Annotated in this window: 17 protein-coding genes; 9 read left to right on the plus strand and 8 right to left on the minus strand. The window is 44.8% G+C overall.

The annotated features are described in order from the left end of the window. The first annotated feature begins 142 nt into the window (after positions 1-142). The gene (locus RJ41_RS18865; RefSeq protein WP_012519516.1) at positions 143-319 is read left to right on the plus strand and encodes a DUF3545 family protein; all 177 of its coding nucleotides are present in this window, start codon (positions 143-145) and stop codon (positions 317-319) included. Positions 320-394: 75 nt separating this feature from the next. Here the strand turns inward: RJ41_RS18865 and ung are convergent, their stop codons facing one another. The 5 genes from ung to RJ41_RS07320 form a co-directional block, all read right to left on the minus strand. Beyond that, positions 395-1,066 carry a uracil-DNA glycosylase gene (ung, locus tag RJ41_RS07300; protein ID WP_039218780.1) on the minus strand — a complete coding sequence of 224 codons (672 nt, stop codon included), beginning with the start codon at positions 1,064-1,066 and terminating at the stop codon, positions 395-397. Next, positions 1,066-2,349, minus strand: a complete 1,284-nt coding sequence (thrC, locus tag RJ41_RS07305; protein WP_039218782.1) for a threonine synthase — start codon at positions 2,347-2,349, stop codon at positions 1,066-1,068. Before thrC ends, ung begins: the two co-directional genes overlap by 1 nt. A 135-nt stretch (positions 2,350-2,484) precedes the next feature. Next, positions 2,485-3,429 (minus strand): homoserine kinase, encoded by a 945-nt coding sequence (gene thrB, locus RJ41_RS07310; RefSeq protein WP_039218785.1) that lies wholly within the window; start codon positions 3,427-3,429, stop codon positions 2,485-2,487. A 170-nt stretch (positions 3,430-3,599) separates the two neighbouring features. Beyond that, entirely contained in the window at positions 3,600-6,065 is a 2,466-nt protein-coding gene (gene thrA, locus RJ41_RS07315) for a bifunctional aspartate kinase/homoserine dehydrogenase I (protein WP_039218788.1), read from the minus strand. Between the two features lie 293 nt (positions 6,066-6,358). Beyond that, the gene (locus RJ41_RS07320; RefSeq protein ID WP_039218791.1) at positions 6,359-7,237 is read right to left on the minus strand and encodes a LysR substrate-binding domain-containing protein; all 879 of its coding nucleotides are present in this window, start codon (positions 7,235-7,237) and stop codon (positions 6,359-6,361) included. 189 nt (positions 7,238-7,426) lie between these two features. On the opposite strand from RJ41_RS07320, the gene RJ41_RS07325 reads away from it, so the two are divergent. Further along, positions 7,427-8,584 (plus strand): S-(hydroxymethyl)glutathione dehydrogenase/class III alcohol dehydrogenase, encoded by a 1,158-nt coding sequence (locus tag RJ41_RS07325; RefSeq protein WP_039218795.1) that lies wholly within the window; start codon positions 7,427-7,429, stop codon positions 8,582-8,584. Positions 8,585-8,638: 54 nt separating this feature from the next. Here RJ41_RS07325 and RJ41_RS07330 read toward each other — a convergent pair whose 3' ends face one another. Together RJ41_RS07330 and RJ41_RS07335 are read right to left on the minus strand one after the other, a co-directional pair. Beyond that, complete coding sequence (locus RJ41_RS07330) at positions 8,639-9,283, minus strand: response regulator (protein WP_039218798.1); 645 nt, start codon at positions 9,281-9,283, stop codon at positions 8,639-8,641. Then, positions 9,280-10,593, minus strand: a complete 1,314-nt coding sequence (locus RJ41_RS07335; protein ID WP_039218800.1) for a sensor histidine kinase — start codon at positions 10,591-10,593, stop codon at positions 9,280-9,282. The genes RJ41_RS07330 and RJ41_RS07335 overlap by 4 nt, the downstream gene beginning before the upstream one ends. Before the next feature lie 173 nt (positions 10,594-10,766). Here RJ41_RS07335 and RJ41_RS07340 point away from each other — a divergent pair, with 173 nt between their 5' ends. The 6 genes from RJ41_RS07340 to arsB all read left to right on the plus strand — a co-directional run bounded on the left by RJ41_RS07340 (position 10,767) and on the right by arsB (position 15,222). Continuing rightward, positions 10,767-11,519, plus strand: coding sequence for a hypothetical protein (locus RJ41_RS07340; RefSeq protein WP_039218803.1), 753 nt, complete (start codon positions 10,767-10,769; stop codon positions 11,517-11,519). Between the two features lie 193 nt (positions 11,520-11,712). Then, complete coding sequence (locus RJ41_RS07345; RefSeq protein WP_039218806.1) at positions 11,713-12,330, plus strand: protein-tyrosine phosphatase family protein; 618 nt, start codon at positions 11,713-11,715, stop codon at positions 12,328-12,330. A 133-nt stretch (positions 12,331-12,463) separates the two neighbouring features. Next, positions 12,464-12,817, plus strand: coding sequence for a metalloregulator ArsR/SmtB family transcription factor (locus RJ41_RS07350; protein ID WP_156964770.1), 354 nt, complete (start codon positions 12,464-12,466; stop codon positions 12,815-12,817). A gap of 130 nt (positions 12,818-12,947) precedes the next feature. After that, complete coding sequence (locus tag RJ41_RS07355; protein ID WP_039218808.1) at positions 12,948-13,415, plus strand: arsenate reductase ArsC; 468 nt, start codon at positions 12,948-12,950, stop codon at positions 13,413-13,415. Beyond that, on the plus strand, positions 13,415-14,182 hold the full coding sequence (arsH, locus tag RJ41_RS07360; protein ID WP_039218811.1) for an arsenical resistance protein ArsH: 768 nt from the start codon (positions 13,415-13,417) through the stop codon (positions 14,180-14,182). The genes RJ41_RS07355 and arsH overlap by 1 nt, the downstream gene beginning before the upstream one ends. An 11-nt stretch (positions 14,183-14,193) precedes the next feature. Then, entirely contained in the window at positions 14,194-15,222 is a 1,029-nt protein-coding gene (gene arsB / locus RJ41_RS07365; RefSeq protein ID WP_039218814.1) for an ACR3 family arsenite efflux transporter, read from the plus strand. 86 nt (positions 15,223-15,308) lie between these two features. Here arsB and RJ41_RS07370 read toward each other — a convergent pair whose 3' ends face one another. Next, complete coding sequence (locus RJ41_RS07370; protein WP_039218816.1) at positions 15,309-15,707, minus strand: response regulator; 399 nt, start codon at positions 15,705-15,707, stop codon at positions 15,309-15,311. Between the two features lie 179 nt (positions 15,708-15,886). Here RJ41_RS07370 and aceK point away from each other — a divergent pair, with 179 nt between their 5' ends. Beyond that, complete coding sequence (aceK, locus tag RJ41_RS07375) at positions 15,887-17,617, plus strand: bifunctional isocitrate dehydrogenase kinase/phosphatase (RefSeq protein ID WP_039218819.1); 1,731 nt, start codon at positions 15,887-15,889, stop codon at positions 17,615-17,617. Positions 17,618-17,672: the final 55 nt, after the last annotated feature.

Raw genomic sequence — 17,672 nt, forward strand, 5'->3', positions numbered from 1 at the left:
TTGTCATCATATCGTCACAATTTGTTAATAAAAGGTAAATTAAACTATTTTATTTTAGTGGCGGCTGTGATACAAAATTGTACAGAGGGAATTAAAAACAAAAACTCTGTATTAGTTGTAGTGGTATAAAAAGGAGATCCCAGTGGATAAATCAGATCTATTTGCCATGCTAGACATCGAAGCAAGCCCAGCAAAAACCAAAAGCAAAAAACGTAAGTGGAGAGAAATCGAAGCGCTACAAGATCGCTACAAATTAGAAAAAGAACTGGCCGAACTCGACTGTGGTTTCGAGTACGAGCTAGAAACACTGGAAAGATAAAACGAAGGCCGCCTGCTACACAGGCGGCCTTTTTACTTTCTAGCGTGCTGTAAATGCTTAGTCTAAAAGCTAATGCTATACCTGCCAATCGATGGGTTGTTTACCCTTGGCAATAAGGTATTCGTTAGTTTGACTGAAATGTTTACAACCTAAGAAGCCTCTGTGTGCTGAGAGTGGCGACGGATGAGGCGCATGTAAAACGTGATGTTTTTCACGGTTAATGTGCTTACCTTTCTTTTGCGCATGGCTACCCCACAGAAGAAACACAACGTTTTGGCAGTGCTCATTGACCACATCGATAACCTTATCAGTGAAGGTTTCCCACCCCCATTTCGCGTGGCTATGTGCTTTGCCCTGCTCTACCGTAAGAACAGTATTAAGTAGCAATACCCCTTGCTCCGCCCACGACGTCAGCGTGCCGTGATTAGGCTCGGTGAAACCATCAATGTCAGACAACAGCTCTTTGTACATATTTTTAAGCGATGGCGGTGTTTTAATGCCAGCTTTTACTGAAAAACAAAGTCCATGGGCTTGATTAGGACCATGGTACGGATCTTGACCTAGGATCACGACTTTTACTTCGCCTAGCGGCGTGTATTTAAGCGCATTGAATACGTCAGACTGAGGCGGGTAGATAACGCTTCCCGCTTCACGAGCGTGCTTCACGCGCTCAAGCAACGTAACAAAATAGTCTTTTTGCTTTTCATCACCAAGCGCGCTTTGCCATGTTGTAGCCGAGGGTGTCATTACTTAAGCAAATCCATCATATGCTGCTTAAGTGCATCGTAAGACGCTGGCAAGTCTACCGCTAAGCTGTCTTCGCCTGCTACATCGGCCAACGCTTTCGGTAAGCTGATTGGATTACCTAGCACGTTTTCAACGGTTTCTCTGAACTTAGCCGGGTGCGCTGTTCCTAAGAACAAACCAATTTCGCCGTCTTCTAAGTCGTGACTTACCGCGCGATAGGCAATAGCGGCATGAGGCTCGCTAGTATAGCCTTGTTGCGCTAATTGACGCATAGCAAGCTGCGTATATTCTTCGTCAACCATCTCACCTTTAAGACACGCTTTGTCTATATAGCCACGCTCGATAAGCGCCTCAATACGAGGCCAGTTATTTGGCTGACTCACATCCATTGCGTTAGACATGGTCGCAACCGTCGCTTTAGGGTCCCACTCGCCGGTTTTAAGGTAGCGAGGTACGGTATCGTTTAGGTTAGTTGCAGCGATAAAACGCTTAATTGGCAAGCCTAGTGATTTAGCAATCATGCCAGCCGTAAGGTTACCAAAGTTACCACTAGGTACTGAAATAACAAGCTGGTCTCGTTTCTCTTTCGGCAGCTGACTTACTGCTTCAAAGTAATAGCAAACCTGCGCTAGTAAACGGCTGATGTTGATTGAGTTTGCTGAGTTCAGATGAAGGCCTTCACGTACGTCAGGGTCGTCAAACGCGGTTTTTACAAGTGATTGGCATGCGTCAAAGTCTGACTCAACAGCAACGGTATGAATGTTACCGCCTAGCGTAGTGAATAGCTTTTCCTGCAGCGCGCTAATCTTGCCCTTTGGAAACAAAATAACCACGTTGATATTGTCAATGCCGTGAAATGCATGTGCAACCGCTGCGCCGGTATCACCTGAAGTCGCTGTTAGAATGGTTACTGGCTTCCCTTCACTAATACGCGACAGAGTTTGCGCCATAAAGCGGCCGCCAAAATCTTTAAACGCAAGCGTTGGCCCGTGGAAAAGCTCTAAGCAGTATACATTATCGTTGACCTGCTCGACTGGTGCACCAAAAGCAAAGGCGGTCTGAACAATTTCTTCTAGCTCGCCATTATTCAGCTCATCGCCAATAAGCGCGCGAAGTACTTCTATACTGCGCTCTACAAATGGCTTTTCCAACAATTCGTCAATATTGTCTAGGGTAGGAATATTCTCTGGAAAATAAAGCCCTTGGTTTTTACCTAAGCCCCGCTTAACGGCTTCAGCAAAATTTGCTGTGTCCGATGAATCTTTTAAATTTACCAATTCCACTTGCTGTTACCTTTTTATGTGGGCAAATACTCTGCCCTTTTAATCTTTTAAAAAATTATTGTGCTTTTAGGAAATCATCTGCCTTTAAGAAACCATGTACTTTAAGAAACTATATACCTTAAAAAGCTATGTACCTTAAGAAACAATGGTGCCTTGGCTTGGTATTTGGCACACATGGCTAAAGCCATCTTCATTTTGAATGTAGTTCGCTGTTAAATAGGCGGCGACTTTTTCCGCCTGCGCTTTACTTGGACACACGGCAAACACCGTAGGTCCCGAGCCTGAAATACCAAAAGCAAGCGCACCCGCTTGCTCACTAAAAGCACGCGCCTCATCAAAGCCAGGCAGTAGCGATTTTCTGTAAGGTTCGGCTATAACATCGTTCATTACCGACGCCGCCAAATCAAAGTTACCCGCATGTAAAGCGTGAACAAACACGCCTAACTGTCGACCAAAGGTTAGCGCCGTCGCCATATCCACCTGCTTAGGTAAGATATCGCGAGCAGCCGCCGTTGATACGCTAATGCCTGAATAACAAACGGCATAGTACCATTCGTCGTTTAACGGCAACGACAGCGTGACAGGCGCATCGCTACCTGTCATTAACGTCATACCACCTAAGTAACAGGGAGCAACATTATCATAGTGAATACTACCGCTTATTTGGCCTTCTAATTCGCCCATCATTATAAGCAGAGTATCTTCATCGAACGGGGTGTCGAAGTAAGCATTTAGCGCTGCAAACGCTGCCACAATAGAGCTTGCGCTTGAACCCAACCCGCTGCCTATTGGAAGGTTTTTATGAAGCGTAAGCGCAACAGGAGAGGTTGTTTTTCCAGCCTTTTCCATTTGCTCACAGAAATAGTGATAGCACTTGGTTACAATATTACTGTCTGCATCGCCCGGGAGTTTGTGAGCAAAGCGCCCCACCGTTTCTAATGAAAATGACTCAGCCGCCTTTATTTCAACTTCATCACCTAGCTTAGTGCCATCAACGGGCGCAAGCGCTGCGCCCAGTACGTCAAAGCCTAAGCTCACATTTCCAATTGATGCCGGCGCGAAGGCCGTGAATGCTTTCATATTATTACTCTTACTTCGCTTGTGGCGTGCTCTTTATATTAGCGCTTCAAATTAGCTCAATAAATTAGCGCTTTAAATCGATGCCACAACATTACTGGCCTAAGTCACACCTTCGAATATCTTACTTTAGCCGCCTATCTACGCTAAGCAAGCTAAGCGTTATTTAGCCCTTAGTGTGCCATTTGCTTCCACGGCATAGTACGCAGAATGTCAGCAAACACCCCAGCTGCTGTGACCGTACCACCTGCTCCATATCCTCTAATTACATAAGGGATTGGGCTATAGTAGTCACTGTTAATCGCCAGCGCGTTTTCACCGTCTTTTACCTGCGAAAGCGGGTTACTTGCCGGTACAGCCTGAATACTTACTCTGCATTTTCCGTCTTCAATGCTGCCGATATAACGAAGTACTTTACCTTCTGCTTTAGCCGCTTCAACCTTTTCACCAAACGACGCATCTAACTCTGGCAGCTGCTGCATAAACTCGTCAATTGAACAATCTTCGGCAAAACCTTTTGGCAGTACAGACTCAATTTCAATGTCAGATAGTTCTAACGCTAAATCAGCTTCACGAGCCATGATAAGCAGCTTGCGCGCTACGTCCATGCCGCTTAAGTCATCGCGCGGATCAGGCTCTGTGAAACCGTTGTCTTTGGCTGTTTGTGTCGCTTGCGACAGGCTCATGCCCTCTTCAAGTTTGCCAAATACATAAGACAAACTGCCCGATAGAATTCCTTCAAAGCGGTGTAAGGTGTCGCCGGCGCTGAATAGCTTTTGCAAGTTATCAATAACCGGTAGCCCTGCGCCGACAGTGGTTTCGTAAAGGTACTGACGATTTGTCGATAGCGCGGTCTTGCGAAGCTTACGGTAGTAAGACATTGCGCTCGTGTTCGCCTTTTTATTTGGCGTTACCACGTGAAAACCGCTTTCCATCATGTCTACATATTGCTGTGCAATCGCTTCGTGACTAGTACAGTCAACAATCACCGGGTTCACCAGACTATTGTCGTTGGCAAACTGATGCAGGCGTTCAACGCTTAATCCTTCGCTTGCCGATTCAAGTGCCGCTTTCCAGTCACCGCTTAAATCAATACCTTGGCTGTTTAACAGCAGTTTCCGGCTGTTCGCAATGCCGTAAACACGCAGTTGAACATTGCGTTTTAACAACGCAGGCTGTTGTTTTTCAATTTGACCTAGCAGTTCGGTTCCCACATTGCCACACCCTACTAGGAATACGTCAATGGTATGGCGGTCAGAGAAAAAATTCTGGTGAATAACCTTTACCGCTTTCTTAGCACGCTTGCTTTCAATTACCGTTGAAATAGAGCGTTCTGAAGAGCCCTGAGCAATAGCAACGTTGTTCACCCGCGCTTGGGCAAGCGAGTTAAAGAAACGCGCTGCCAAGCCTTTGGTTTGACGCATACCGTCACCCACCAAAGTGACAATGGCTAGGTCATGACGCACTTCAATGGGGTCTAGCAATTGATTTTGAAGCTCTAGCGCGAACGCATCTTCTAGAAGCGTTAACGCTCGGCTGGCGTCTTTGCTTTGGATACAGAAACTGATTGAGTATTCTGAAGAAGACTGGGTAATAAGGCTTATTGAAATATTGGCATTCGACATCACCTCAAACACACGGCTTGCCATACCCACCATGCCTTTAAGGCCAGGGCCTGCAACGTTAAACATGGTGACATTATCAAGCTGTGAAATACCTTTAACTGACGTCCACACTTCGCTTTTTTCATTGCTGATTAGCGTACCTGGCGCAGCTGGGTTTAGTGTGTTTCTGATCAAACAAGGGATGTGGTGTTGGGCAATAGGACCGATAGTTTTCGGATGAAGTACCTTGGCACCGAAATAAGACAGCTCCATCGCTTCTTGATAGGTAAGCTTGTCTAACAGCACTGCCCCTTCAACTTGATTCGGGTCAGCGTTATAAACACCGTCTACGTCTGTCCAAATTTCACAGCAGTTTGCGTCTATACACGCCGCTAAAATGGCCGCTGAATAGTCTGAGCCGTTACGCCCAAGCGTGACTTTCTCGCCCGCTTCGTTAGCAGCAACAAACCCCGGCATGACAAGAAATTCACTGCCATCCGTAGGCACATCTGAAAAGCGCGCTTTACTAAGCGACACATCGGCAATGCTGTCTAGGTAATCGCCTTCGGCCAGCACATACTTAACCGGGTCGATAACGCGATTAGCGATACCTTTAGCAGATAGCATAGCGCTAAAAAGCGTCACCGAGATGTACTCACCAATACTTAGAATACCGGCAGCGACATTATCAGGTGCAACACCAAGCAGCTTAATACCTTCAAGGTGCTGTTTTAATACTGAAAGGTGACTATTAATGAATTCTACCACGCTTGCATGTGCAAACCCGTCGAGTTCTTCGTTTAGGTTGTTGGCGATGCCGGTAACCGTGTCGTTCAACTTATTGAATAACGGCTGGAAATCTTCATTCGCGGCTGCTTGTTCACATAGCAGTGAAAGCGCGTTCGTTACCCCCTTTGGGGCAGAGAGTACAACCGCAGCACCGTCGGTTTGGTGGGTTGCCGTGCTAATCTCCATAACGCGCATGTATCGCGGTGCATCGGCTAAAGAAGAACCCCCAAACTTTAAGACTTTCATATGCTGCTCCTTAAGGTTACGCATGCTAAAACGTGTGTAAAAAAAAGCCCGCTCTGTGTTAGGCGGGCTTTCGTTGTCTTTTGCTTACTTGCACTAGTCAGCGACCGCCCTTTTTAAGGTGGTAATTAACATAATGGTGGTGCGAGTAAGTAGAATCTTTTTCATACGAGCAATTTGCCGTATAGACGTCTATATGTCAACCGCAGTTTTCACTACACTGTGTTGCAAAAAGTGCAACACGCTACACGGAATATTGCTTATTAAGGCACACAAGGCTTACTTTGTTTATTTTCCTAGCGATCATCCATGATATTTTGGGCAAGGAAATCAACCAGTAAACGAATCTTTGGTGCAACATTTCTATTGGAAGGAAATACTGCCCAAATAGCTTCTTGCTTGTCTTTATATTCTGGTAATACCTCTATCAATTCGCCGCGTGCCAATGCTTCACGCACATAAAACCCAGGTAGCTGGGTAAGCCCCAATCCTGCCAAAGCAGCGCTACAGAGTGCGTTGCCACTGTTGTATCGCACACGTCCTTGCACTGGCAACGTTTGCACTTCTTTATTTACAACGAACCTCCAGTTGGGTTGGGAGCCTACCAACAAAGTATGTTCCTTTAGCTCTTGTAGAGATTTTGGCATCGAGTGTTGAGAAAAATAATCCCTACTTCCGCATACAAACAAATGACGTGTAGCCAGCTTTTTGGCAACCAGCGTCGAGTCTTCTAGTTTGCCAATGCGTATGGCAAGGTCGAGGCCTTGCTCGACAATATCGAGCTTTTCGTTTGAGAACGTGCATTGCACGCTAATGCCAGCATACTTTTGCATAAAGGTATTGAGCAAAGGCGCGATGAAGGCTTCGCCAAACGCTACGGGAGCGGTAAGTTTAATGAGACCTTGCGGCGATGCTTGTAGTGCGCTCACCGCTAGCTGGGCATCTTCGAGCGCCTTTAACGCAGGCATTGCCTGCTGAAAATACTGCGTACCCGCTTCAGTAAGCGATACGCTGCGCGTTGTACGCTGTAACAATTTAACGCCTAGCAGCTTTTCAAGTGATGCGACTTTACGGCTTATCTGCGCAACTGATGTATCGAGCTTATTTGCAGCCCCGGTAAAATTGCCAACGTCAGCTACAGCACAAAACTCGGCTATACCTTCTAGATATTTCATAATCGCCACTCGTTGGTCTAGCGTTGTTCAACACAGCGCTGGTTTATTTAAGTACATTCTATTTGTCCAAATCAATTATTACAAATATGAAAAAGTGATTTACTAAAACTGTATTTATCAATAGTAATCCGTCTCCTATACTTTGGCCTATAAAACATCATCATTTATTTATGATTAAGGAGTCATTACATGGCGTCATTCAAAGATTCATTGCAGGAAGGTCAAACCCACATTAAATCAAAAGCTGCGGTGGCTTGGGGCCCAGGTGAGCCGTTAAAGATGGAAGAAGTTGATGTAGAGCTTCCTAAAAAGGGCGAAGTGCTTGTACGCATTGTTGCAACTGGTGTGTGCCACACTGACGCATTTACATTATCAGGTGAAGATCCAGAAGGCGTATTCCCTTCAATTTTAGGTCACGAAGGTGGCGGTATTGTTGAAATGGTGGGTGAAGGCGTGACCAGCGTAGAAGTTGGCGATCACGTTATTCCACTTTACACCGCAGAATGTGGCGAGTGTAAGTTTTGCACATCGGGCAAAACCAATCTTTGCCAAGCGGTACGTGCAACCCAAGGTAAAGGCCTAATGCCAGACGGCACAAGCCGCTTCTCAAAAGATGGTGAGCCAATTTATCATTACATGGGCTGCTCAACATTTTCTGAGTACACGGTTTTGCCAGAAATTTCGCTAGCGAAAGTTAACAAAACCGCCCCGTTAGAAGAAGTATGCTTGCTTGGCTGTGGCGTAACCACCGGTATGGGCGCAGTACTTAAAACCGCGAAAGTACAAGAGGGCGACACGGTTGCTATCTTTGGCTTAGGCGGTATTGGTTTATCCGCTATTATCGGTGCACGCATGGCTGGCGCCGGTCGCATTATTGGTATTGATATCAACGAAAGTAAGTTCGACTTGGCCAAACAGCTTGGTGCGACCGACGTGGTTAATCCGAAGAATTTCGACAAGCCTATTCAGGAAGTAATTGTTGAAATGACAGACGGTGGCGTTGACTACTCGTTTGAGTGTATTGGTAACGTGAACGTTATGCGCTCTGCGCTTGAATGCTGCCATAAAGGCTGGGGCGAATCAGTCATTATTGGTGTTGCTGGCGCCGGTCAGGAAATATCAACGCGTCCTTTCCAGTTAGTGACTGGTCGTGTTTGGCGCGGTACAGCATTTGGTGGCGTTAAAGGTCGCTCAGAACTACCAGGAATTGTAGAGCAATACCTAAACGGGGAATTCGGGCTTCAAGAATTTATTACTCACACCATGGGTCTTGATGACATCAACAACGCGTTTGATTTAATGCATAAAGGTGAAAGCATACGCTCTGTTGTGCATATGAATAAATAGTTTAAGCCTTAGCTCGAAACACGTTAGGAGAAGCTCTGCTTCTCCTTTTTTTGATCACAATACCCCCTGCTCTAACGCCTTGAGCACTGCCCTCGTTCTATCTCGTACACCAAGCTTTGCCATGACTGAAGAAACTTGGTTCTTAATGGTGCCTGTTGATTTGAACATCGCATCTGCAATTTCTTTATTACTGTAACCCGCAGCGATCAAATGGAGAATTTCGACTTCTTTCTCAGTAAGTGGCTCTGGATTTTCAAACGACTCAAATTCTACGTTCAGTCCTTTCAAGCCTTGCAATACTTTTTCGGTTACCGCGGGCTGAATCAGCGTTTTGCCATTTTTTATTTGTGTAATAGTGTCTACCAGGGTTTCTAGCGATACATCTTTAAGCAGGTACCCTTTTGCACCGGCGCGCATAGCACCGTTTACCAGCTCGTGATCGTCAAACGTAGTGAGCATTAGCACTGGCGTACTAATCCCTTTATCACTCAGTGCAAGCAAAGTATCGATACCCGATAATTTGGGCATGCGAATATCCATTAATATCACATCACAGTTTAAAGCGTTTTCACTATCAATAAGCTGCTGACCATTTTCGTATTCGCCAACAACTTCAACGCTATCATCAAGCCCTAAAAGTGATTTGATGCCTTCCCTTACCAGCATTTGATCTTCAACTAAAATAAGGCGTGTTTTCATTCGCCCTCCGGTATGTGAATTGCGATGCGAAAACCCTGTTCGTTTTGCTGCCAGCTGATAGTTCCACTTAGCTCATGAACCCGTTCCTGCATTCCTTTAAGGCCATTGCCAGCCACCACAAGACTTGAAGTGGCCGATTCGCTTGGCCCTGCTTCCTTTCGAACGCCTTCTGAATAAGCGCCTTCTGAATAAGCACCTTCTGAATAGCTACATGGTGCTTTGTCGAAAAGCGGTATGCTACTTGGTTGTTCGCCACTTAGTGTCTTATCAGCAGCATGCGGCACCATACTGTCTTGCATAAGTAGGTTATAAGCGCCGTTGCAATGCGTCAGTGAGATGGAGAAATAATGCGCGTGTGTATGGCGAATCACGTTAGTTAGCGCCTCCTGCATACTTCGCAACAGGCAGTCGGCAATTCGCACGTTGGTTAACATTAAATCATCGTCAATGTGTAGATTTACCATCGGCCTAGGCAAGTCTTTAATCAGTGCGTTTACCGCTAGTGAAAAATCGATAGCCGCATTTTCCCGAATATCAGAAATCGCTTCTCTAACATCAGAGAGTAAAAGCTTTGCGATACTGTGGGACTGCTCAACGTGTTGCTTTATGGCTTGCGATTCGGTGCTCTCTAATAAATCCGCCTTTCTCGACGCGACTTGAAGATTGATGGTAAGCGCCGTCAAATGATGCCCTAAAACATCGTGAATGTTTCGCGCTATACGCAGTCGTTCATCTTGAGTAAGCGCCTGCTTCATTAATTGCTGAGTACTTAATAATTGTCTATTGAGCGCATCGGCTTCTTCACGCGCTTTCGATTCTTTAATGGCCGTGTTCGACATGATCATGGCAAATAAATTAAATGTCCAAAAAAGCGCGCCGGTTAAGACAGCTTGCTGCTCTTGCCACACCCACCCTTGGATGAGGATGGTTGGCAAAGCCAATGGTATTGAAAGCACGACGCACTTTCTCCAATTAACATAGTAAGGAAGAATCGCGGACCATATAACAATGAAGATGGCAAGGTAGGCATAGGGAAGCAAAAATTGGCACAGCACCGCTAATAGAAACATCGTCCATAACGTTGGTAGCCTTAACGAAGGCATACTGTGATCATGCCTACTGACAATCACAAAAGTCACAGCTAGCATGCCAAAAATAGCAATGGCGGAGAGGGTTCGCCAATGCATGAATGAGTATTGAAGATACAAGAAGTAAAGTGCAGAGCCGCTTACAAACAACCACGTAATGCATGCAGACGCGCGCTCAACTTCGATGTTCACCCGCCAGTGAGCAGGGATTGAGATTTTCATTCGTTTTTGACTACCTGTATCTTTTCGTTCTTATAGCGCTACTTTGACAAAAAACACGGTTCAATGCATAGGCCATAAGTCACTTTTTATTTCATGACTTCTGGCACTGTTGTCAATCTCGTGAAGTTATCACTATAAGCCTACAATTTTGTTCATTGCCAAAGGAAAGCAAGATGCAAACGATTCATGGCTTTATAGTAACGCTTCATATTTTAACGGGTGCACTGTCACTTTTACTGTTTTGGGTGCCTAGTCTTACGAGAAAGGGCGGAAAAGCCCACAAGCAATTTGGTGGTTACTATATAAAAGCGATGCTATTTACGTCTATTAGTGGCGTTATCAGCTCTACAATGGTGTTGTTTATTCCGCTAGTCATCTACCCGGCAATGCCCGAGCACTTTGAGTCTGTTGCTTATTTCACTGCATACCTTAGAGGGCAATATCTCTTTTTGCTGATGTTAAGCCTGTTGGTGTGGAACAACGTGAGGCATTCTGTAGCGGTGCTTAAGGTGAAGCAAAATCTTGAGCAGCTGCGCACAATTGAATATTTATGGCTACCCGTACTGCTTTTTGTCGTCGCTTCCATTGCGTTGTATCAGGGTATTACGTACGGCATCACGCTAACTTGTATCTTTGCCCCTATTGCACTGTTAAATACCATTGGTATTGTGCGCTATGTTTATCAAAAAAACATCGTTGCAGGTTCGTGGGTAACTGAGCACATTGGGCATATCATTGGCTCTGGTATTGGTGCATATACCGCATTTTTTGCCTTTGGAGGACGCGCATTATTTGAAGGCTCGCCGTCACTGCAACTTGTCAGTTGGGTTCTACCTGCTCTTATAGGCGTTCCTTTTTCAATCTGGCTTAGCTGTAAATACAAACCAAAGTCATCTGTGCGCACTGGTATAGGACTCCTTCTTTAAAACCTAAGGTAGTGAAAAGTTAAACTTAAAAGTGATATATAAAAATTCAATTCAGCAGTTGTTATCAATGCCACGGTTAGGGCCTGTTTACATAACGGTGGCATTGCCACTTGGACAACAAGCCATCAAATGTGTAACGTAAGAAATGGCAACAACGCCACCATTAACCAGTGTAAACATTGAGCGCTAAATTATGAAAAAGCACCATTCAGCAGCACGTAAAATATTGAAAGATACACTATCATTTCAAACGTCTAAGCGTAGTCTCGCTGTCAGTGCGGCCTGTATTGGTTTAGGGCTAGGTTTAAGTGCACATGCGAACGTATATCATGAAGACAATTCAACACCGCAAACCAGTGACCAAGCGCAAATGAATACCAAACCGACACTTACAACGCTCACCAACTACCAAGAAAACGCGCCATATATGTTCTCTTCGGGCTTACCCGATGCCTCTCACCTTTCTTTACTGAAAGAAAAAGGGGTGACGCACGTTGTAGATTTGATCCCAGGGGATAGAACCAGTGAAATCTTAACTACCTCAAAATTAGGACTCGACTACTTTAACGTGCCCGTGGATTGGGAAGGCCCCACATTAGCCAACTTTTTAAATTACGCTGCGTTTACGTATCTATATAGAATTAACGTACTTGGAGAAGGTGAACAAGCCGCCAAAAAAGACCTTATGGCTATTTGGCATCCGAATCCAACATGGTTCGCCTTCATGAACGAGGTAATTGCCCACTACAATGAGGTAAACGGTAAACAAGTAGCGATGTCGTTCGAGGCTGCCGCTCCTGAAAGCCACTAAATGTCTGGCTTACCGAGAATAATGGCGGTCTAAGCCCCACTCATCCCTACCAAACACATATGAAATTTCAGATTTGTTATTGACACATACGGAATTTCACATATGATAAATCATATACGAAATTTCATATGTGATGATTTTTATGTCTAATTGTTGTGAACCTGCGCAGTTAAAGCCTTTAACATTTTTCAAATGCTTGTCGGAAGACACCCGCTTAAAGACGCTGCTTATGCTCAGCTTAAAAGGTGAGCTATGCGTGTGCGACCTTACTGATGCGCTTCAATTAAGCCAGCCCAAAATTTCACGCCATCTCGCTGACTTACGAAAGTGCGGTTTAGTTCTCGATACTCGTAAGGGCAAATGGGTGTATTACCAGCTCCATCCTGACCTACCCGCTTGGGCACTAGAGGTTATCAAAAACACTGCGTCCAATAATAGTGCATACATCGAAGAGCCATTAGCGAACTTGTCCTGCGAGAATTGCTAACGCTCACATACTTTGATGTACATCACTAAGGTCCTTGTCCTTAGCACATTGCAAGCTGCTTACTTTTTAACTTTTCTGATTTTTTGATAGCTATTCAAAGTAGCATCAGCCATTTAAATAAGGTTTTTATATGAAGATTTTATACATTTGTACGCACAACCGTTGCCGCAGTATTCTTTGCGAAGCCATCACTAATGCCTCTAACGGTAATGTAGAAGCGCGCAGTGCGGGCAGCCAGCCTGTCGGTGAAGTACACCCTCTTTCTCTTAAATACCTTGCAGAGCGAGGATTTGATACAAACGGGCTTCAAAGTCAGTCGTGGGATGAATTTGAAGATTTTGACGCTGATCTTGTCGTCACCGTTTGTGATTCAGCGGCGGGTGAGTCATGCCCTGTTTATTTCGGTAAATCGCTTAAAGTGCACTGGGGCTTAGAAGACCCGTCAAAGTTAGAAGGTAGCGAGCAAGAGAAAGCCGAGGCATTCAACAACACCATAGATATTATTGAAAAGCGTGTAGCGGCATTAGCAGAACTTGCTGAGAAAAACTTAGATAAAGCAGCGCTTAAAGAGGCACTATCAAAGTTAGGAGCCCAGTAATGGGTAACAGTAAATCAATGAACCAAGATATATCAAGTAGCCAAGAAAGCTCAACGGTACAAAGCCCGTCAGATAACGCGGTTATGGAGCAAATGCACAAGCCCATTATCGCCAATTTTGCCTCGACGTTTTCCGCGCATAAGCCTCGCATTTTGTTACTTTACGGGTCGCTTAGAGAACGCTCTTACAGCCGTTTGGTCATTGAAGAGTCGGCAAGATTACTTGAGTATTTTGGTGCAGAAGCCAAAATCTTTGACCCTCGTGGATTGCCACAACCCGATACTGCAGATGACTCACATCCAAAAGTGAAGGAACTGCGTGAGCTTATGATGTGGTCTGAAGGGCAAATTTGGTGTTCACCAGAGCGTCACGGCAGCATGACTGGCATCATGAAAAGCATGATTGACTGGGTACCGCTTAGCCTTGGCGGCGTGCGTCCTACACAAGGGAAAACGCTAGCAATCATGCAGGTTTCCGGCGGCTCACAATCGTTTAATGCGGTAAACCAAATGCGCATTTTAGGCCGCTGGATGCGCATGCTAACCATCCCTAATCAGTCTTCTGTGGCAAAAGCGTTTCTAGAATTTGAAGATGATGGTCGCATGAAGCCATCTCCTTACTACAACCGCATTGTGGACGTAGTTGAAGAGTTGGTGAAATTTACTTTGCTCACCCGCGACAACAAAGACTTTCTCGTTGACCGCTATTCTGAGCGCGTTGAAAGCGCAGAAGAAGTGAGTAAGCGTGTTAATCAAAAATCCATATAGGGCGAAGAAAAATGGGATTCTTTGAACGTTATTTATCAGTGTGGGTTGGCCTTTGTATTGTTGCTGGAGTGGGCTTGGGCTATACAATGCCAGGCGTATTCGCCTCGATTGCTGCATTGGAATATGCGCACGTAAACCTAATAGTGGCAGTACTTATTTGGCTAATGATTTACCCAATGATGGTACAAATAGACTTTGGCTCAATTAAAGACGTGGGTAAAAAGCCGAAAGGCCTTGTACTCACCTTGGTGATTAACTGGCTGATAAAGCCGTTCACGATGGCATTATTGGGTTGGCTATTTTTTAAGGGCATTTTTGCCGACTGGGTAGATCCGCAAACTGCCACTGAGTACATTGCCGGCATGATCCTACTGGGCGTCGCTCCATGCACAGCGATGGTATTTGTGTGGAGTCACCTTACCAAAGGGGATGCTAACTACACGTTAGTCCAGGTATCAATTAACGACTTGATTATGGTCGTTGCCTTTGCACCGCTTACCGCCATGCTGCTGGGCGTAACAGATATAGCCGTACCGTGGGATACCCTGCTGCTTTCTGTTGCACTGTATGTTGTATTGCCACTGGTAGCGGGTTATATCACGCGCCGTTGCTTGGAAAATAAAAGTAATAACACGCCAGGAAATGGCGCTGTTGATGCATTGGTTAGCAAGTTCAAACCCTTTTCAGTTATCGGCCTGCTACTCACTATTGTTATTTTGTTTGGTCTTCAGGCCGAAACTATTTTATCGCAGCCGCAAGATATCGTGCTTATCGCAATACCGCTACTAATACAAACTTACGGTATTTTTGCCATTGCTTACTTTGCGGCAAAACGTATGAAACTGCCGCATGATGTTGCAGCACCGGCATGTATGATTGGTACGTCTAACTTTTTTGAATTGGCGGTAGCCGTAGCAATTTCACTATTTGGTTTACACAGCGGCGCAGCACTTGCCACTGTGGTGGGTGTATTAGTTGAAGTGCCCGTTATGCTTTCGCTAGTGTGGTTTGCGAACAAAACGCGCCACTGGTTTGACTAAGTAATGATGAAAGAAATCAGCAGCGATAATAGTGGAAAACAACAAAGGGCGAACCTATGGTTCGCCCTTTGTTATGAATTCACTTTCTAAATTGCAATTGGTACTTTATAAGTATCAGGAAGAATAAAACCAAAGCGCTGTAACACCAAGGTTAACTCTTCGCTTTTAATCGGTTTTTCAATAAAACCCAGTGCGCCCAATGACATCACTTTTTCTTGCATTATGGGCTGAATGTCGCCTGAAATAACAATAACAAACGTCTCAAGCTGGCGGCGTTTAATTTCACTTAATACGCTAAGACCACCTAACACTGGCATTGTTAAATCCAACAATACTAGGTCGATGGTATGATGCCCCAACACTTCTAGCGCGTCCATACCATTGGACACTTCATAGATAGCCTCAGCAAGCCCTTTAGGTAAGCTGCGTCTGGCCATTTTACGTGCCAGCGCTGAATCATCACAAATTAGAATATTAAAACCCATCAACCACAATCTTATAATTGGTTACTAATCCATTTTCAGAATACATTAAACGAAAGTATAAGAAAATAATAAAAACATCAGATTATTGGCTACTTACTCGATAACGACACCAAACTCTCCTCTCCTATTAGCATGTTTTGTGGTAGATATAAGGCGTAACAAAAAAGGAAAACATCCCTATGCAAGAGTTAGCTGCGACCCAAGACAAAAACTTGGTGAAAAAAGTTGCCTATCAGATTTTGTCTCATTTCGATAAGAGTTACCGGTGGTTCACCCGAATTACACGAGGCGCTCAAGAAAGATTCGAAAAGGGTGATTGGAAAGAAACCCAGTTAGCTTCCAAAGAGCGGATTACTATCTATGAACAAAGCCTATCAGATGCTGTCGCTGAAATTTACCATCTCACTCAGGTGCATCAAAAAGATGATGCGTTTTGGCAAGAGCTAAAAAAAGTATTTGCTTTACAGCTTGAGGGCCACCCGCAGTTTGAGCTGGCTGAAACATTCTATAATTCTGTGATTGGCCGCTTGTTTAAGCATAGAAAAATCGACAACGACATGATGTTCGTGCTGCCCAGTCGGTGCTTTCTACCGGGCCAAGACCGAGACAAAGTAGTCAACAGCTTCGACACCACTACCACAGTGCGTGAAATGTATGAGTCGATATTCAAAATTTATCGTTACAATATTCCCTTTGAAAACTTTGAACGAGACTTACAAAACCTTGAAACAGCGCTTCGCGCACGACTGAATAAAGAGCAGTTAGCCAGTGTTCAAGCAGTAGAAATACTAAAACCTACTTTTTTCCGAGGCAAAGCCGCTTATTTGATTGGCCGAATTTGCATGCCCGATGAAACGCTGCCGTTTGTTATTGCAATGCGCAGGTACAACGAGCCCCATATGTTTGTGGATGCACTGCTGACCGATCGCAAAGACTTAAGCGTTATTTTCGGATTTGCGCGCAGCTATTTTATGGCTGATACCCAAAACCCTGCAGAAGTTGCCGCATTCCTTCAAGAGCTATTGCCCAATAAAAAGCACTTCGAGCTGTATATGGCAATGGGACACTATAAGCATGGTAAAACGGTCTTCTATCGCAATTTCTTACAGCACATGGAAGAATCGGAAGACAAATTCGAAGCAGCGCCCGGTATTCGTGGCTTAGTTATGATGGTTTTCCATCTTCCCTCTTATGGTGTGGTTTTTAAGATAATAAAAGACGAGTTTGCTGAAAGTAAGAAGATCACCCGAGAGCATGTAAAAGAATGCTACAAGCTCGTAAAAATGTCAGACCGTGTGGGTCGAATGGCTGATACCCACGAATACGTAAACTTCAAATTCCCGTTAGATAGAATTGAGGCGGAGCTAATTGAAGAGCTTAAGGAAACGTGTGCGTCGAGCCTAGAATTCACAGAATCTGAACTCATCATCAAACATATGTATATTGAGCGAAAAATGACGCCGCTTAACTTGTATCTTCAAGAAGAAACAGACGAAGAAAAAATCAGGCGTGCATTGGACGAGCTTGGGCTTTGCATTAAGCAAATTGCTATGGCAAACATATTTCCTGGCGACATGCTGCACAAAAATTTCGGTATTACCCGTCATGGGCGGGTTATATTTTATGACTACGATGAAATTTGTTTAATGAACGAACGTAATTTCAGGGCATTGCCAAAATCTGATGACCCCTATGCTATTGATACGCTCTCGGTAGCGCCTAATGACGTATTCCCCGAACAGTTCGAGCACTTCATTGTAGGTAAGCGTAAGTTCAAAGATATTCTTAAGTCGCTGCATGGAGATTTGATGACACCAGAGTATTGGCATGAAGTACAAAAGAAGTGCGCGCGCGGGGACGTTCAGCACTTTACCCCCTATAATCCAAGCATGCGTTTTGAGAGAGGTTAGGGAAAAAGCGTTTGGTTATCAACTTGTCGCCACAATAGTTTGACATGGTCCAATT

The organism is Alteromonas marina, from assembly GCF_000808575.1.
Classification (GTDB): domain Bacteria; phylum Pseudomonadota; class Gammaproteobacteria; order Enterobacterales; family Alteromonadaceae; genus Alteromonas; species Alteromonas marina_A.

What these genes read in the sequence shown, in the direction of transcription:
- RJ41_RS07335 (WP_039218800.1), bottom strand. Translation starts at nt 10,593, where the DNA reads ATGAAAATCTCAATCCCTGCTCACTGGCGGGTGAACATCGAAGTTGAG.
- thrB (WP_039218785.1), bottom strand. Translation starts at nt 3,429, where the DNA reads ATGAAAGCATTCACGGCCTTCGCGCCGGCATCAATTGGAAATGTGAGC.
- RJ41_RS07340 (WP_039218803.1), top strand. Translation starts at nt 10,767, where the DNA reads ATGCAAACGATTCATGGCTTTATAGTAACGCTTCATATTTTAACGGGT.
- aceK (WP_039218819.1), top strand. Translation starts at nt 15,887, where the DNA reads ATGCAAGAGTTAGCTGCGACCCAAGACAAAAACTTGGTGAAAAAAGTT.
- RJ41_RS07345 (WP_039218806.1), top strand. Translation starts at nt 11,713, where the DNA reads ATGAAAAAGCACCATTCAGCAGCACGTAAAATATTGAAAGATACACTA.
- RJ41_RS07320 (WP_039218791.1), bottom strand. Translation starts at nt 7,237, where the DNA reads ATGAAATATCTAGAAGGTATAGCCGAGTTTTGTGCTGTAGCTGACGTT.
- RJ41_RS07355 (WP_039218808.1), top strand. Translation starts at nt 12,948, where the DNA reads ATGAAGATTTTATACATTTGTACGCACAACCGTTGCCGCAGTATTCTT.
- RJ41_RS07370 (WP_039218816.1), bottom strand. Translation starts at nt 15,707, where the DNA reads ATGGGTTTTAATATTCTAATTTGTGATGATTCAGCGCTGGCACGTAAA.
- thrA (WP_039218788.1), bottom strand. Translation starts at nt 6,065, where the DNA reads ATGAAAGTCTTAAAGTTTGGGGGTTCTTCTTTAGCCGATGCACCGCGA.
- arsH (WP_039218811.1), top strand. Translation starts at nt 13,415, where the DNA reads ATGGGTAACAGTAAATCAATGAACCAAGATATATCAAGTAGCCAAGAA.
- ung (WP_039218780.1), bottom strand. Translation starts at nt 1,066, where the DNA reads ATGACACCCTCGGCTACAACATGGCAAAGCGCGCTTGGTGATGAAAAG.
- arsB (WP_039218814.1), top strand. Translation starts at nt 14,194, where the DNA reads ATGGGATTCTTTGAACGTTATTTATCAGTGTGGGTTGGCCTTTGTATT.
- RJ41_RS07330 (WP_039218798.1), bottom strand. Translation starts at nt 9,283, where the DNA reads ATGAAAACACGCCTTATTTTAGTTGAAGATCAAATGCTGGTAAGGGAA.
- RJ41_RS07350 (WP_156964770.1), top strand. Translation starts at nt 12,464, where the DNA reads ATGATTTTTATGTCTAATTGTTGTGAACCTGCGCAGTTAAAGCCTTTA.
- RJ41_RS07325 (WP_039218795.1), top strand. Translation starts at nt 7,427, where the DNA reads ATGGCGTCATTCAAAGATTCATTGCAGGAAGGTCAAACCCACATTAAA.